14 protein-coding genes are annotated in these 16,160 nt (G+C 40.7%); 7 read left to right on the forward strand and 7 right to left on the reverse strand.

The window, feature by feature from the left end; all coding sequences use genetic code 11:
• Positions 1-37 precede the first annotated feature (37 nt).
• Positions 38-349, reverse strand: coding sequence for a hypothetical protein (locus R2S08_RS24235; protein ID WP_316837556.1), 312 nt, complete (start codon positions 347-349; stop codon positions 38-40).
• A 163-nt stretch (positions 350-512) separates the two neighbouring features.
• Entirely contained in the window at positions 513-2,441 is a 1,929-nt protein-coding gene (gene dxs / locus R2S08_RS24240) for a 1-deoxy-D-xylulose-5-phosphate synthase (protein ID WP_316837631.1), read from the reverse strand.
• A gap of 233 nt (positions 2,442-2,674) precedes the next feature.
• On the opposite strand from dxs, the gene glyA reads away from it, so the two are divergent.
• Complete coding sequence (gene glyA / locus R2S08_RS24245) at positions 2,675-3,946, forward strand: serine hydroxymethyltransferase (protein ID WP_316837557.1); 1,272 nt, start codon at positions 2,675-2,677, stop codon at positions 3,944-3,946.
• Between the two features lie 284 nt (positions 3,947-4,230).
• Here the strand turns inward: glyA and R2S08_RS24250 are convergent, their stop codons facing one another.
• From R2S08_RS24250 to R2S08_RS24265, 4 genes are all read right to left on the reverse strand, one after another.
• Entirely contained in the window at positions 4,231-4,920 is a 690-nt protein-coding gene (locus R2S08_RS24250; RefSeq protein ID WP_316837558.1) for a ComF family protein, read from the reverse strand.
• A gap of 58 nt (positions 4,921-4,978) precedes the next feature.
• Positions 4,979-6,031: a 23S rRNA (adenine(2503)-C(2))-methyltransferase RlmN gene (rlmN, locus tag R2S08_RS24255; protein ID WP_133782134.1), complete on the reverse strand. Its 1,053-nt coding sequence runs from the start codon at positions 6,029-6,031 to the stop codon at positions 4,979-4,981.
• A 67-nt stretch (positions 6,032-6,098) separates the two neighbouring features.
• The gene (gene rluF / locus R2S08_RS24260) at positions 6,099-7,100 is read right to left on the reverse strand and encodes a 23S rRNA pseudouridine(2604) synthase RluF (RefSeq protein WP_316837559.1); all 1,002 of its coding nucleotides are present in this window, start codon (positions 7,098-7,100) and stop codon (positions 6,099-6,101) included.
• Between the two features lie 84 nt (positions 7,101-7,184).
• The gene (locus R2S08_RS24265) at positions 7,185-7,682 is read right to left on the reverse strand and encodes a DinB family protein (protein ID WP_316837560.1); all 498 of its coding nucleotides are present in this window, start codon (positions 7,680-7,682) and stop codon (positions 7,185-7,187) included.
• Between the two features lie 117 nt (positions 7,683-7,799).
• Here R2S08_RS24265 and R2S08_RS24270 point away from each other — a divergent pair, with 117 nt between their 5' ends.
• On the forward strand, positions 7,800-10,874 hold the full coding sequence (locus R2S08_RS24270; RefSeq protein ID WP_316837561.1) for an AsmA family protein: 3,075 nt from the start codon (positions 7,800-7,802) through the stop codon (positions 10,872-10,874).
• 154 nt (positions 10,875-11,028) lie between these two features.
• Here the strand turns inward: R2S08_RS24270 and R2S08_RS24275 are convergent, their stop codons facing one another.
• Positions 11,029-11,814 (reverse strand): YafY family protein, encoded by a 786-nt coding sequence (locus R2S08_RS24275; protein ID WP_316837562.1) that lies wholly within the window; start codon positions 11,812-11,814, stop codon positions 11,029-11,031.
• Here R2S08_RS24275 and R2S08_RS24280 point away from each other — a divergent pair.
• From R2S08_RS24280 to dut, 5 genes are read left to right on the forward strand one after another with little or no spacing between them, the layout of a single operon-like run.
• Complete coding sequence (locus R2S08_RS24280) at positions 11,813-12,985, forward strand: amidohydrolase family protein (protein WP_316837563.1); 1,173 nt, start codon at positions 11,813-11,815, stop codon at positions 12,983-12,985. The two genes, R2S08_RS24275 and R2S08_RS24280, sit on opposite strands and share 2 nt — an antisense overlap.
• A 7-nt stretch (positions 12,986-12,992) precedes the next feature.
• The gene (locus R2S08_RS24285) at positions 12,993-13,964 is read left to right on the forward strand and encodes a nitronate monooxygenase (RefSeq protein WP_316837564.1); all 972 of its coding nucleotides are present in this window, start codon (positions 12,993-12,995) and stop codon (positions 13,962-13,964) included.
• Between the two features lies 1 nt (position 13,965).
• Positions 13,966-14,238, forward strand: coding sequence for an acylphosphatase (locus R2S08_RS24290; protein ID WP_316837565.1), 273 nt, complete (start codon positions 13,966-13,968; stop codon positions 14,236-14,238).
• Positions 14,239-14,240: 2 nt separating this feature from the next.
• On the forward strand, positions 14,241-15,725 hold the full coding sequence (locus tag R2S08_RS24295) for an oligosaccharide flippase family protein (protein WP_316837566.1): 1,485 nt from the start codon (positions 14,241-14,243) through the stop codon (positions 15,723-15,725).
• Entirely contained in the window at positions 15,722-16,153 is a 432-nt protein-coding gene (gene dut / locus R2S08_RS24300) for a dUTP diphosphatase (RefSeq protein ID WP_316837567.1), read from the forward strand. The genes R2S08_RS24295 and dut overlap by 4 nt, the downstream gene beginning before the upstream one ends.
• Positions 16,154-16,160 lie beyond the last annotated feature (7 nt).

Here is a 16,160-nt window from a genome sequence, read left to right on the forward strand (position 1 = left end):
TCCGGCTTTTGTTGATGTTATTTGTTTAATTTGTGGTTTATTCTACAACTTTACCATCTTTTCCAACTTTTAAAGAAGCAGTTTGTTCTCCTTTTTTAACATCGATCTGATACCATGAAGTTTTATCTGCTGCGGTAATCAGGAATGCAGTTTGAGGTACCCATTCTTTATACTTGTCTGATTTTAAGGTTGTTTTAACCGCATCAGGCAACTCTTCCAATTTAACAGGAACTTTTGTAGTACTGTCTTGTGGTACGGTAATAGCTACAGGAGCTTTAATGTCGTTTGCCTGAACTGATGCTACTCCTGCGAATGCTAAAAATGCTGCTGATAAAATGAACTTTTTCATAACTATTTATTTTAAATTTAATTATTCTTGTTAATATGATTAGTTAGGTTACATAATGATGCCACAAACTAATTTATTTTTAACAAGCTGATAAATAGCTATTTAAATTTTTGTATTCAGCAAAGTGCTGTAGAGAAACTCCACAGCTTGATGCGCTTTTCCTTTAAGATGCAATGGTTTCTGTGGTTCTTCTGACCGCCATCGTTTTAACCGTTCTAATGATGGCTGCTGTATCATAACCGCATAAGGCCCACAATTCCGGCTGTTCACCATGCTCTACCAGTTCATCCGGCATGCCCAGGCGTACAACTTTTGAGCTATAGTCATGATCCGCCATGAATTCCAGCACTGCCGAGCCCATTCCACCTTGTAAGCAACCATCTTCAACAGTGATCACATTTTTGTAGCGGCTGAAAACATCATGGAGCAAAGCCTCATCCAGAGGTTTTACAAAACGGAGATCATAGTGAGCAGGATGAATACCCTCGCTGTTTAGCTCTTTACAGGCTTCAACAGCAAAATTTCCTACGTGTCCTATGGTCAGAATGGCTACATCTTCACCGTCGCATATTTTTCTTCCCTTACCTACCTCAAGTTCCTTTAGCGGTCGCTTCCAATCTGGCATCACACCATTTCCACGAGGGTAGCGAATAGAAAAAGGTCCTTTGTTTTCCTTTTGAGCGGTATACATCAGGTTACGGAGTTCTTCTTCATTCATTGGAGCCGCAACGGTCATATTTGGAATACACCTCATATAAGCAAGATCATAGGCACCATGATGTGTTGCGCCGTCTGCACCTGCCACGCCAGCGCGGTCCAGGCAGAATACGACATTCAGGTTTTGAATGGCAACATCGTGGATCACCTGGTCATAAGCCCTTTGCATAAAGCTGGAGTAGATATTGCAAAATGGAATTAAGCCTTGAGTAGCCAGTCCTGCAGAAAAAGTTACCGCATGCTGTTCTGCTATCCCCACATCAAATGCCCGGTCTGGCATCGCTTTCATCATGATGTTCATGGATGATCCTGAGGGCATTGCAGGTGTTATTCCAACAATGTTTTTATTGGCTTCTGCAAGTTCTACCAGTGTATGGCCAAATACATCCTGGTATTTTGGAGGCTGAGGCTTATCACTTACACTTTTCTTAATTTCTCCTGTAATCTTATCAAACAGACCTGGCGCATGCCATTTGGTTTGATCTTTTTCTGCAAGAGCAAAGCCCTTTCCCTTTAAGGTTACGCAGTGCAGCAGTTTTGGACCAGGAATATCTTTCAGGTCACGTATAACTGCGGCTAGTTTTTTTACATCATGTCCGTCTACCGGGCCAAAATATCTAAAATTCAGGGCTTCAAATAAATTGCTTTGCTTCAGTAGTGTACCTTTGATGCTTTTTTCTATTTTCTTAACAAACTTGTGTGCATTTGGCCCAAGTTCAGAAAGTTTGATGAGCATATTAGAGATGTCATCTCTGAAACGGTTGTATGATTTTGACGTGGTGATGCTGGTCAAATATTCTTTTAATGCACCTACATTGGGGTCAATGGACATGCAGTTGTCATTCAGGATCACCAAAAGATTCGAGTTCTCGATTCCAGCGTGGTTGAGGCCTTCAAAAGCAAGGCCAGCAGTCATTGCACCGTCTCCGATTACAGCGACATGTTGTCTGTCTGTTTCTCCTTTGTAGTGCGAAGCTACTGCCATACCCAAAGCGGCAGAAATGGAGGTGGATGAATGGCCAACGCCAAAGGTATCGTATTCACTCTCTGCCATATTCGGGAAGCCACTGATGCCGTGAAGCACGCGATTGGTATGGAATACAGACTTTCTTCCTGTTAATATCTTATGGCCATAAGCTTGGTGCCCTACATCCCATACGAGCTTGTCGTAAGGGGTATTGAGCACATAATGAAGCGCTACGGTTAATTCTACTACACCAAGACTGGCAGCAAAATGGCCTCCGTTTACACTCACAGTGTCAATGATATACTGACGGAGTTCCTGGCTGATCTGCTCCAGGTCTTCTTCTTTATACTGCTTTAGGTCAGCAGGATAATTAATGTTTGGTAATAATGGACGCTTACTGTCTTCCATATAGGTCTTAATAGAATTTACAAAGTAAGGGATTTTGTTTAATATAATCAGCATAAATATTCCCTGTTAACAGGCTGCAAGTCCAGATTTCGATGAATAGATTTTGGTTAACAACATTTTACTAACCAAACTCCGCCAGAAATCATTATTTTTACCGAAGAAAACACAGGGCTGTACAGAAGCTTTCTTTGTAGGCTTTATTCATGCGTAATAAATAAAAACAAAACATATAAATGAAACGTGATACTTTAATTTTTGATTTGATTGACAAGGAATTAGATCGTCAGGAAAATGGACTTGAGCTGATTGCTTCTGAAAATTTTGTAAGCAAGCAGGTCATGGAAGCTGCAGGTTCGGTTTTAACCAATAAATATGCTGAAGGCCTGCCTGGCAAACGTTATTATGGCGGTTGTGAAGTTGTAGATGAAATTGAAAATATAGCGATTGAACGTGCTAAAAAATTATTTGGTGCAGCATGGGTAAATGTACAGCCACACTCAGGTGCGCAGGCAAATGCAGCTGTAATGCTTGCCGTTATACAGCCAGGAGATAAAATATTAGGTTTTGATCTTTCTCATGGAGGACACCTGACACACGGATCGCCGGTAAATTTTTCTGGTAAATTGTATCATCCGTTATTTTATGGTGTTAAAAAAGAAGACGGTTTAATTGACTATGCCAAGCTGGAAGAAGTTGCTTTGGCAGAGCGTCCAAAATTGATCATTTGCGGTGCATCGGCCTATTCAAGAGAGTGGGATTATGCATTTATCCGTAGTGTTGCAGATAAAATCGGCGCTTTGGTTCTTGCTGATATTTCTCATCCGGCAGGTATGATCGCGCGTGGATTGCTGGCTGACCCGCTACCGCATTGCCATATCGTAACCACAACTACACACAAAACTTTACGCGGTCCGCGCGGTGGTATGATCATGATGGGCAAGGATTTTGAAAACCCGTTTGGATTAAAAACACCAAAAGGAGAAGTGAGAATGATGTCTTCTGTATTGGATATGGCTGTTTTCCCAGGAACTCAAGGTGGTCCTTTGGAACACATCATTGCAGCAAAAGCCATTGCTTTTGGCGAAGCCTTAAGTGATGAGTACCTGGAGTATATCAAACAGGTAAAATCGAATGCACAGGCAATGGCGAAAGCCTTGGTAGCAAAAGGTTATGGTATCATCTCTGGTGGTACAGATAATCACCTGATGCTGATCGATCTTCGCAATAAAAACATCAACGGAAAAGTGGCTGAAGCTGCTTTGGGTAAAGCTGATATTACAGTAAACAAGAACATGGTTCCTTTCGATGATAAATCGCCGTTTGTAACCTCGGGAATTCGTGTTGGTACTGCAGCTGTAACCAGCCGCGGACTAAAAGAGCAGGATATGGAAACCATCGTGGATCTGATTGATCAGGTATTGGTTAATCCTGAAGATGAAGCCAGTCTTGCAAATATTAAAAAACAGGTTTTAGCTTTGATCAGCAAATTTCCTTTATATAAATAACAGGAAATGATTTTATAATCTGGCTGTTGTACAATGGCCGGATACAATTTTCTAAAGAAGCAGTAGTTTAAGTAAAAAAGCTACTGCTTTTTATTTGTACAAAAGCCATCAGGCTGAATTTTACCGGTGAAATTGTCTAAGGATATTTGGAATAAGACGTAATCTGTATGGGCTTAAAGAATAAAGGGCCGATGTCTTCCGAAGGAATTATCGACCCTTAAATTAACGCTCTCGTAACAAAGGAACAAAAATATTTTTATTCTACCTCATTTAATTTGAAATATTTAACGCACATAGGCGGCGGCTGCAATACTGAGTTTTTTTACACTATATTTTTGAAGTTCAGTTGCACAGGATTCCAAAGTAGCGCCGGTTGTTACCACATCGTCTACAAGCAGGATATGTTTGCCCTGGAGGACATTCTTGTCCATCACTTTAAAGGTGTGTTGTAAGTTTTGAAACCTGGTATACCGGTCCTTTTTCGTTTGGCTTTGCGTCGCTGTTTTTCGAATTAAGGTTTTGTTGTTGATCTGTATGCCAAGTATTTCTGCAATGCCCTCTGCAAGAAACTGGCTTTGGTTATAACCTCTTGCCCGCATTTTACGGGGATGTAAGGGTACGGGGATGATCAGATCAATATCCTGATAATGTTCTGTATTTAACAAGTGTTCACCTATCTTTCTTCCTAAGAACAGGCCTATTCCGGTTTGCTGCTGGTACTTTAGGTTGTGGATCATCTTTTGTGTCTTACCTCCCTTGTTGAAATAAAGAAGCGCTGTAGCGCCATGTAGGGGTACTCTTCCCCAGAATTGCCTGGCCAGAGGATTATCAACAAAAAGATGGAAATCTGTATAGGGAAGATCATACCCGCATTTTAGGCAAATTATCCGTTCTGCTTTGAGCAGAGGACTGCCGCAAGCATTACATAGCCTTGGAAAAAGCAGGCCCGCCAGATCATAAAATAAATTGAACATTGACCACATATGGCCAATGTAGATTTCTTTCCAGGAAGACTAACTATTCAAACGGAATTTATTTTGCCTGATCTTTTACCGCCAGCTGACCGCAAGCCGCATCGATGTCTTTTCCACGGCTGCGTCTGATATTGGTATTAATGCCCTGGCTTTTCAGGTAATTTGAAAAGGCATCAATTTTATCCCCTTCCGCATTGATAAAATCAGCAAACTGAATTGGATTGTATTCAATCAGATTCACTTTACAAGGCACATGTTTGCAAAACTTTGCCAGATCCATGGCATCTTCAATTTCATCATTGAAATTGTTGAAAACAATGTATTCGTAAGTAACCGGATTTTTGGTTTTAGAAAAATAATACTTTAATGCCTCTTCGAGTGCCTTTAAGGAGTTTTGCTCATTAATTGGCATGATCTCGTTGCGCTTTTTATCGTTCGCCGCATGAAGTGAAAGTGCAAGATTGAACTTAACACCATCATCACCTAGTTTTTTAATCATTTTGGCGATGCCGGCAGTAGAAACGGTAATCCGTTTATAAGACATGTTCAGGCCGTCAGGTGCAGTGATCCTTTCAATAGACTTTAATACGTTCGCGTAATTCAGCAGGGGTTCTCCCATACCCATATATACGATATTGGTTAAAGGAGCATTGTAGTTTTGTTTGGCTTGCTGGTCAATAAGAACCACCTGATCATAGATCTCATCTGCATTCAGGTTTCTTTTGCGGTCCATATAGCCCGTTGCACAGAATTTACAGGTCAGACTGCAGCCTACCTGCGAACTTACACAAGCGGTCATTCGCTCTTCCATAGGAATCAGAACACCTTCTACAATGTTTCCATCATAAAGTTTAAAGGTGTTTTTTATCGTATGGTCGTTGCTGAACTGGGAGTTGTTTACTTCTACTACATTAATCGCAAAGTTCTCATCCAGTTTTTTACGCAAGTCTTTGGATAAGTTGCTCATCTGTTCAAAAGTGCGGGCAGATTTTTCCCATAACCACTGATACACCTGTTTGGCGCGATAAGAGGGTTCCTGAATAGAAATAAAATGCTGCTGTAACTGATTCAGGTCTAGCGCACGAATGTCTGTTTTTTTAGTGATAGCCATTTGGCTGCAAAGTTACCTAAAAAAACGTGATTATTTGTCATAAGGACTTACTAATCAATTCACCTGGTTAACGCTTTGGGCTTCTGGTCTTAGCAGCTGGTGCACCTGGTCTTCCTTTGGATGGTCTTACCGGTCTTTTGCTTGGGCCATTAGATTTATGCCAGTCGGTTACACCTGCAGCGTTTGTTGCTCTTTTGGAAGAAGAAGCATTTCTGCCCTCTGTCTTCGGTTTTCCTGCGCGGGAGGAGGCTGCCGGCTTTGGCCTTGAAGAGGTTGTGCGTTTGGTTACCGGAGCTTCGGGTGCTTCAGCTCCTTTTTTAGTGATTCTCTTAGGTGCAGCTGATTTTTCAGAGCTGGATTTGGCCACCATTTTATAGATTCCGTCCTGTTCTTCAGGTGTAAGCTCCCTCCATTCTCCTAATGGCAGGCCTTTCAGGCTAATGTTCATGATCCTTACCCGCTCCAGTTTGGTTACTTCGTACCCAAAATGTTCGCACATCCTTCTGATCTGTCTGTTCAGGCCCTGGATTAAAACAATTTTGAAGACTTGGGGAGCCTCTTTGGTTACTTTACATTTTTTGGTCATCACACCCAGTACAGGAACGCCTTTTGACATACCTTCTATAAAACGATCGGTGATTGGCTTATTGACCGTCACAATGTATTCCTTTTCGTGGTTGTTGCCTGCTCTTAATATCTTGTTGACAAGGTCGCCATTATTGGTGAGGAAAATTAAGCCCTGGGAATCTTTATCCAACCGGCCAATCGGGAAAACACGTTCACTATGGTTTACATAATCTACTATATTGCTTTTAACACCAGCTTCTGTTGTGCTGGTAATGCCGGTAGGCTTGTTAAAAGCCAGTAAAATGGAGTTTTCTGCAGCTTTAGGCTCTATCGTCTGGCCGTTAACAACAACAACGTCTCCAAAAAACATTTTATCGCCAACCTTGGCCTTTCTGCCATTAATATATACATTACCCTGTTCTATATATCTGTCTGCCGCCCGTCTGGAGCACAAACCGCTTTCACTAATGTATTTATTTAATCTTGTAGTAGAATCTGACATGGGGAAGGGTTTAAATTGATTTCCTTTTGCAAAGGAATCAATTTAAACCCATATATACTATCAAAATGTTTTTATAATAGGATTTTAGAAGGCATTTTCATCGGCGCTTGGACCATAACTTCCCGGAATTGGAATGTTCAAAAGACGAAGATAAACCCCTAATTGTGCCCTGTGATGTACAATTTGGTTCAGCGACATCCGGATCACCGCATATTTAGGCGACACATCATAAATCTGGTCAGCATTTCTAAGCGTCCATTTTTCTTCGAGTTTGGTTTCGTTCCCCGGCACCAGCTGAGCTCTGGATTTAGCCAGGCTTTTTTCAAGAAGGGAAAGTAGTTCCTGAGGAGTATTCACATCGTCAACCTGGTAAGGCATATTAGAAAAATCCAGTTCATCTGTGCTCAGTACCAATCCAATCCAGCTGTGCAGATCTGCCAGATGTGTAGCAAGAGTTTTAATGTTCATGCTTTTTTCATGTGGTTTCCATCCAAATTTATCCTCCGGAATTCTTTCCAGCATTTTTCTTGAAGTCAGGGCTTCCTGGTCCAGTTCTTCCAGGTACATTTTTATCAGTTCCATAGTTTTATTTTGTTTTATAACACAAAGTAAATAAGCGGCACTGACAGCCCTATGGCAGCGTGTTTTTTTGAGGAAAACAATTAACTTTGCACCGTCTATATTTACAGACTCCTCAGATTGAAAAAAGTTCTTAAAATTACAGGCATAAGCCTGATCACGATCGTATTGCTTGCGTTTGTAACGCCTTACCTGTTACCTGATACCATTTCTAAGGAAGCGCAGAAATGGGTAAATAAAAATATACAGGGGGAAGTGAAATTCGGGCACAGCAGCCTTTCCTTTTTTAAGCATTTTCCTTCTTTAACTTTAAGCTTAAATGATTTTACTTTGAAAGGTGCGGCGCCTTTTCAAAAAGATACACTTCTTTATGCAAAAGAATTATCATTCCGGGTAAACCTCGGCTCTCTTTTGTCTAGCGAGATAAAGATTGACCAGATCTTTTTAGACCAGGCAAATATTCATGTAAAGGTGGATGAAAAGGGAAATGCGAATTACAATGTCTTTAAAAGCAAAGCAGATACTTCTGTTAAAGTGCAGGACACCAGTTCTACGGCGGTGAAGATTGAAGGGATATTTATCAATAAAAGTAACCTGATTTATGATGATCTGTCTATTCCGATGATGGTAAAGGCTACAGGCTTGAACTATTCGGGAAAAGGAGACTTAAGCAAGGCGATCTTTGACCTGAAAAGTAATGCCATCATTGATACACTTGACCTTTACTACGATCGGCAACCTTATCTGGTTCATAAAAAGATCAACGCTAAACTGCTGACGAAGATCAATACGAATTCCCTGGACCTGATCTTTAATGAAAATGATCTGAAAATCAATTCACTGCCGATCCAGTTTGTGGGCCGTTTTTCTTTTTTAAAAGATGGTTATGATATCAATTTTAAGACAGTAGCTAAGGAAACAGATTTGCACAATATTTTTACTGCCCTTCCACCAGCTATTGCTGAACGCATGGAAAAAACCAATATTAAAGGTTATGCCGAAATTAATGCTTCCCTGATCGGGAAATACCTGGTCAAAAGCAAAACCATGCCTGCCCTTGCTTTTAATATGAAAATACGTGATGGGGAAATCAACAATCCGAAAGCCCCATTGCCGATTCGCAACCTGTTTTTGAACCTGCAGACACGTCTCCCAAGTTTAAATCCAGATAGCTTATATATCAATATGGATAGTCTGTACTTTACCATGGGAAAAGACCATGTGAATGCGGTGGTGAAGCTTAATGGCTTAAAAGATCCCGAAGTTCATATTAAAACCAGGGCCGCTATTGATCTGGAAAAGTGGGCCAGGGTTTTTCAGCTGGAACATTTAAAGGGGCGTTTGGTTTTGGATCTTAAAGCAGATGGTAAATACACCAAAAAAGTGGTTAAAAGTGGAATCAGACAGGTAGATACGGTTATTGCAACGATTCCAAGGTTTGAGCTGAAATCTTCTCTAACCGGAGGATATTTTAAATATGCTTCCCTTCCGGTAGCTATTGATCATATTAATTTTAAGCTTACCGGGGAAAACAAGGATGGACAATATAAAAGTACCTGGTTTGATGTCAGTCAAATTCATATCCAGGCATTGGATAATTATATTCGTGGTTTTGTGAATTTCCGGACTACAGATAACATCACTGTAAACTCAGACCTAAAATCTGTGTTTAATTTCGCTGAACTGAAAAGTTTTTATCCGGTAAAGGATCTTGATTTAAACGGCGTGCTGAATCTGGATGTAAAAACAAAGGGAAGCTATAATAAACGTAAGAGATTATTTCCGGTCACAGAAGCTACAATTCATTTGAATAACGGACGGATAAAGACCAAGAATTTTGATCAGGCTTTAGAACATATTGTAGTTGATGCTTCACTGGTTAATCAGGATGGTACGCTGAAAGGTACCCGCTTAAATATTAAGCCTGTTTCCTTCCAGCTGGGCACGCAGCCCTTTTTATTAAAAGCGGATGTGAAGAATTTTGACAATGTAGCGTATCACGTTCAATCGAAAGGGACTATAGATATAGGTAAAATCTATAGGCTTTTTGCATTGAAAGGTTATGGCGTAAAGGGAACTGTTTTTACCAATGTATCTCTTCAGGGTTTGCAAAGTGATGCGGTGGCGGGCCGGTATGCTAAACTCAATAATAAAGGAAAGGTTGTTGTTCACGATCTGGCCCTCCAATCTGATCTTTTTCCAAAGTCTTTCCTGATTAAAAATGGGGTATTCTCTTTCTTTCAGGATAAAATGAAATTTGAACAATTCAATGCGACTTACGGCGCATCAGATTTTAAACTGGATGGGGAACTCGGAAATGTGGTTAATTATGCGCTGAGTAAAACAGCCAAGCTGACCGGACAGTTCAATTTAAAAAGTAAACATCTGTTTGCAGATGAATTTATGGTGTATAACGAGGGGCCTGGAACAACAGCACCATCTTCTGGCTCCGGAGTGATCCTGATCCCTGATAATTTGAATGTTTCTTTAACGGCAAGTGCCGATGCGGTACATTATAAAGGTATGCTGATTAAGAACGCTAAGGGGAGTCTTGGCTTAAATGCTGGCGTGATGACTTTAAGCCAGACAGGTTTTAATATCATTGATGCACCGGTAACTATGGATGCGACTTACAAAAGTTTAACGCCTAAATCTGCCCTTTTCGATTACCATATTCTGGCCAAAGAATTTGATATTGCCAGGGCTTATAAAGAAATCAAAATGTTTAGAGAGCTGGCCAGTTCAGCAGGCAAGGCTAAAGGGATTGTTGGCCTGGACTATCAATTGTCTGGTAAATTGAATCAGGATATGGCGCCGGTTTACCCTTCTTTAAAGGGAGGAGGGACCTTGTCTCTTAAAAAGATCAGCCTAAGTGGATTTAAATTTATGAATGCAGTGGGTAAAGCCACAAAAAGAGATAGTTTAAGTAATCCTGACCTTTCAGAAGTCAATATAAAAAGTACGATCAGTAAGAATATCATTACCATTGAGCGGTTTAAAATGCGTGTTGCCGGATTCAGGCCAAGGTTTGAAGGACAGGTGAGTTTTGACGGTCGGCTTAATATGAGTGGGAGGCTTGGACTTCCTCCTTTTGGTCTGATTGGTATTCCATTAAGTATTACAGGGACCCAGGAAAAACCGAAGGTGAGCTTAAAGAGAAATAAAGAAGGTAAGCTGGAAGAAACAGAGGAATAACCGGGTTAAAGCAGGAGGCGTATGACTCTGCTTTTACAAGATGAGAAGTCTATATCTAATCCGCATTTTATCGTGAAAACGCGGACTAGATGCGGATTATATGCGGAGTATATGCGGATTCATATGCTCTTTGCCTCTTTTATTCCTGGTTTCATTAATAATTGACAGGTAGTTTTTTCATATAATCTGCAACCGACATGTGATCTTGTTTTCTAAAAGGCAATTCCAGACATCTGATCCTTCCAATTCTGGAAACTCTGAAATCACGGTATTCTGCACGCAGATGGCACCAGGCAATCAGGTGCCAGTTAAAGGCATAAAAAATGAGGCCTATGGATTCCACAGTCCTCAAACTGCTTTCGTTATTGTTATTGATGTAGTCCAGTTCTATAAGTATTTTGGAGGAGATTACATGTTGAAGAACTGATAAATGCTGAAATTCGTTCTTTATATAATCAGGTAATTGCAGTTTGATGTTTTCGTTTAAAAATTCCAGTTTTTCTTTTTGCTGACTTCTGAGTACTGCTTTGACTTTATTCAGCGCGCTTGAATAATGTGTCTGGATGGACTGGTCTGTAAATCCGGCAACAAGCCTTTCCATAATGAGCAGGGCATTGGCTTCTTCTGTATTAAAAGAAACCGGCGGCAGGAAATATCCCTGTACTATAAAATAGCCTTTCGGCTGTTCAAAGCTGATGGGTATACCTTGTTCAATCAGTGCCTTTATATCTCTGTACACCGTTCTTATGCTGATCTGGTAATGATCTGAAATTTTTTCTGCTGTAATGTATTTCTTCGTTTGAAGTAAGACTAGTATTCCAAAAAGCCTGTCTATCCGGTTCATTAGGGTGAGGTTGATGATGTATGCAAATGTAATAAATTTGAAAGGCCTCCGGCTTAATTTGCTGGATTGATTTGTATAGCCGTAATTTGTGCCCATGCTTCAATATATATCTGCGTCTGTTGTTTATCCGGTTTCTTCTCCGCCTATAGAAAATGGGGTAATTGCCCTTAAAGAGGACGGGACAGTTCATGCTGTCCTCCAGGCACAACAGGCAAGGGAACAGGATATTGAAAATATAAAGCATTACCATGGTTTTTTGGTTCCAGGCTTGGTCAATACGCATTGTCATTTAGAGTTGTCGCATCTTTTTGAGAAAATTCCCGAGCAAACAGGACTCCAGGCTTTTGTTCAGCAGGTGATTAAACATCGCGATAGCAGTGAAGAAATGATTTTAGAGGCGATGCAAAAGGCTGACCGGGAAATGCTGGCAAATGGCATTGTGGCCGTAGGAGATATTTCCAACCAGCTGGTGTCTGGGGCCACTAAGACAGGAAGCAGATTATATTACCATACTTTTATTGAAACATTAGGCTTTAATCCTGCGCAGGCCAAAACAATATTTGAAAGGGCATTAAAGATGAAAGAGGAGTTTGCGCCTTTAAAGGCCTCGATTGTTCCACATGCGCCTTATTCTATATCTAAAGAACTCTTTGCAGCTATTAAAGATTATAGCCTGAAGGAGGATAATCTGGTGAGTATGCACAATCAGGAAACGGAGGACGAAAATCTTTTTTTCCAATTCAGGCAGGGTGCATTTTTGAAATTATATGAATTTTTAGGGCTGGATATTTCTTTTTTTTCTGCTACAGGGAAAAGTTCCCTGCAAAGTGTTGTTGAAGAATTACCCGGGAGTAAAGTGCTCCTGGTTCATAATACTTTGACCACAGCAGAGGACGTTCGTTTTGCGGAGTCCGTCCATAGCGGTTTGTACTGGTGTTTGTGCCCTAATGCCAATCAATATATAGAAAACAGGCTGCCTGATGTGCCGATGCTTGCCGAAGCAGGTGTTAAAATAACCCTGGGGACAGACAGTCTGGCGAGTAATCATCAATTGAGTATACTGTCGGAAATGAAAACACTCCAGGAAAATTTTAACTTAAGTTTTGAAACCTTGCTGAAATGGGCTACATGGAATGGGGCTGCTTTCTTGGGTATTGAGGGAGAGTACGGAACGTTGGAAAAGGGAAAGCGACCTGGAATTAACCTCGTGGAATTTGCTCCTGAAGGAAAAATTAGTGATAAAACCAGTATTAGAAGGATAATTTAATTTGCACATGTCCAACAGAATAACTGATTTATTTAAGATAAAATATCCGGTGATACAGGCCGGAATGATTTGGTGCAGTGGCTGGAAACTGGCTTCTGCGGTTTCGAATGCCGGAGGTTTAGGGATCATTGGGGCAGGCTCTATGTATCCTGATGTGCTTAAAACGCATATTCAGAAGTGTAAAGCAGCAACGGTTTATCCCTTTGCGGTGAATGTACCCCTGCTTTATCCAAATGTGGAAGAAATTATGCAGATCCTGGTTGAAGAGGGTGTAAAGATTGTTTTTACTTCTGCGGGAAATCCGGATACCTGGACGGGTTTTTTGAAGCAACACGGCATTACCGTAGTGCATGTGGTGGCCAATAGAAAGTTCGCGCTTAAAGCAGAATCCTGTGGAGTAGATGCAGTTGTTGCCGAAGGTTTTGAGGCCGGGGGACATAATGGAAGGGAAGAAACAACGACTTTATGTCTGATTCCACTGGTTAAAAATGAAGTTAAAATACCTGTTATTGCTGCTGGAGGAATAGGCAGTGGTGCAGCGATGCTGGCTGCTTTTGCTTTAGGAGCGGAAGGTGTACAGGTCGGGTCGGCTTTTGCTGTTGCCCGGGAATCGTCGGCCCATGACAATTTTAAAAAGAAGATTATTGGTGCCGGAGAGGGCGATACAAGATTAAGCCTGAAAAAATTGGTGCCGGTGCGGTTATTAAATAATACTTTTGCAGAAAGAGTAATAAAAGCAGAAAATGATGGGCTTGATGCCGACCAGTTGCGAGCGTTGCTGGGGCGGGCGAGAGCTAAGGCCGGAATGTTTGAAGGCGATATGGAAGAAGGCGAACTGGAGATTGGTCAAATCGCTGCTGCATTAAACCAGGTGGAGCCTGCTGCTGATATTTTGCAGCGCATCTGGAAAGAATTTTTATCAGAAAAAAAGAGAATTAGTGAAATGGACTTTGAAGTTCATGGTGAAAAGCAAGTATAAAATGAAGCATATTAATATCAGAATAACGGGAAAGGTACAGGGTGTTTCCTTCAGGGCTACGACCAAAGCTATCGCAGATCAGATGGGGGTAAAAGGCTTGATCAGAAATGAAAAGGATGGCTCTGTCTATATAGAAGCGGAAGGCGATGACCTGCAGCTGGAGGTTTTTACCGAATGGTGCCATGAAGGACCGGACCGTTCTAAAATTGAACTTGTAGAGGTAAGCCCTGCAGAGTTTAAAAACTATCGTAATTTCGAAATTCTTAAAAGGTAGCCGTGTCTGTATTTAAAAAGTTTCTGGGCCAGACAGCCATTTATGGTTTGAGTACTGTATTCTCCAGGTTATTTAATTTTATACTTACGCCGATTTATACAGGTAAGTTTGCTGCGGGTACTTACGGGATATTTACCACCATGTACGCCTATGCGTCAATGATCAATGCGGTCCTGGCCTTTGGGATGGAAAGCACCTATTTTCGTTATCTGAACAAACATGAAGATAAGAAACAGGAAGTCTATAATAATTCTTTTCTGTGCATCGCTTTCATTTCTACGCTGTTTTTAATTACAGGATTGGTTTTTTCCAATCCAATTGCGGCTTATCTGACAGATGATCCTCATCAGCTCGCAGACTATAAACGTTATCTGCAGTTATTTATCTGGATCTTGTTCATTGATGCGATATGTGTCATTCCGTTTGCAAAGTTAAGGGCTGATGATAAGGCCTTTAAATATAGCCTGATCAAATTTCTGAATATTGGGTGTTTTGTAGGCTTTAACCTGGTCTTTATTTATATTATTCCACTGATCATTAAACATCACTGGCCCTTGTCAGAGTGGCTGGGATCCTGGTACCGGGGTATTTGGGTAGGTTATGTATTTGTGGCCAATCTGATTGCGAGTATCGTTACTTTCTTTATGCTGCTTCCTGAATTTTTAAAACTGCAGTTAAGATTTGACAAAGAATTGTTTGGAAAGATGTTTTCTTATTCCTGGCCGATCCTTGTGGCTAATTTATCTTTTATTGTCAATGAAAACCTGGATAAAATTGTATTGAGCAGGTTGTTGCCACATAAGATTGCAGATCATCAGGTGGGGATTTATGGTGCGGTATGTAAAATTGCCATTTTTATGAGCATTTTTATTACGGCTTTCAGACTGGGGGCGGAACCCTTCTTTTTTAGCCATGCAAAAAATGCAAATGCAAAAAAGACCTATGCTATTATATTGCATTATTTTGTCATTGCCTTAGCCGTTTTATTTGTTGGCTTGATTGCCAATATTGAGATTCTAAAGTATTTTATACGTAAGAATGAATATTGGGTAGGCTTACCAGCAGTGCCGTATTTACTGTTTGGCTACGTTTGTCTGGGGATTTATATGAACCTTTCTATTTGGTACCGTTTATCCGACCAAACCCGTTTTGGCTTATATATTTCCATCATAGGGGCAATTATTACCATTGTTCTGAATTTTGTACTGATTCCAAAATACAGTTATATGGGCTCTGCATGGGTGTCTATGCTGGCTTATTTTGTGATGATGGTCATCTCTTATGTACTCGGACAAAAATATTATCCGATTCCTTATGACTTGAAAAGAATTTTAAGTTATCTGCTCATCTCTGTTGTCCTGGTTGTTTTATCCTTTTGGATATTTAACAGGAATATTTATATTGGAAATGCCTTGCTTCTTGCTTTTATTGGAGGTATTTTCTATTTTGAAAAGGATCAATTGAAAACTATATTATTTAAAAAATGAAGATAAATATTATCAATAATTCAGGCCATGCGTTGCCAGCTTACGAAACAGAACATGCAGCAGGTATGGATATGCGTGCCTTTGTTGAACAGGAAGTTGTGATTAAGCCTTTGCAAAGGGTTTTGATCCCAACCGGACTCCATATAGAATTGCCTGTTGGTTATGAGGCTCAGATTCGTCCAAGAAGCGGCTTAGCGTATAAACACGGGATTAGTATTGTAAATTCGCCTGGTACGATTGATGCGGATTACAGGGGAGAGATTAAGGTGCTTCTGGTCAATCTTTCTGATACAGATTTCGCAGTGAACAATGGGGACCGCATTGCTCAGATGATCATTGCTAAACACGAAACAGTGAGCTGGGCTCCTGTAGAAGAGCTGAACGATACGGCTCGTGGTGCAGGTGGATACGGTCATACTGGTAAATAAAAAGAAA

Source organism: Pedobacter nutrimenti (assembly GCF_032678445.1).
GTDB classification, from domain to species: domain Bacteria; phylum Bacteroidota; class Bacteroidia; order Sphingobacteriales; family Sphingobacteriaceae; genus Pedobacter; species Pedobacter nutrimenti_A.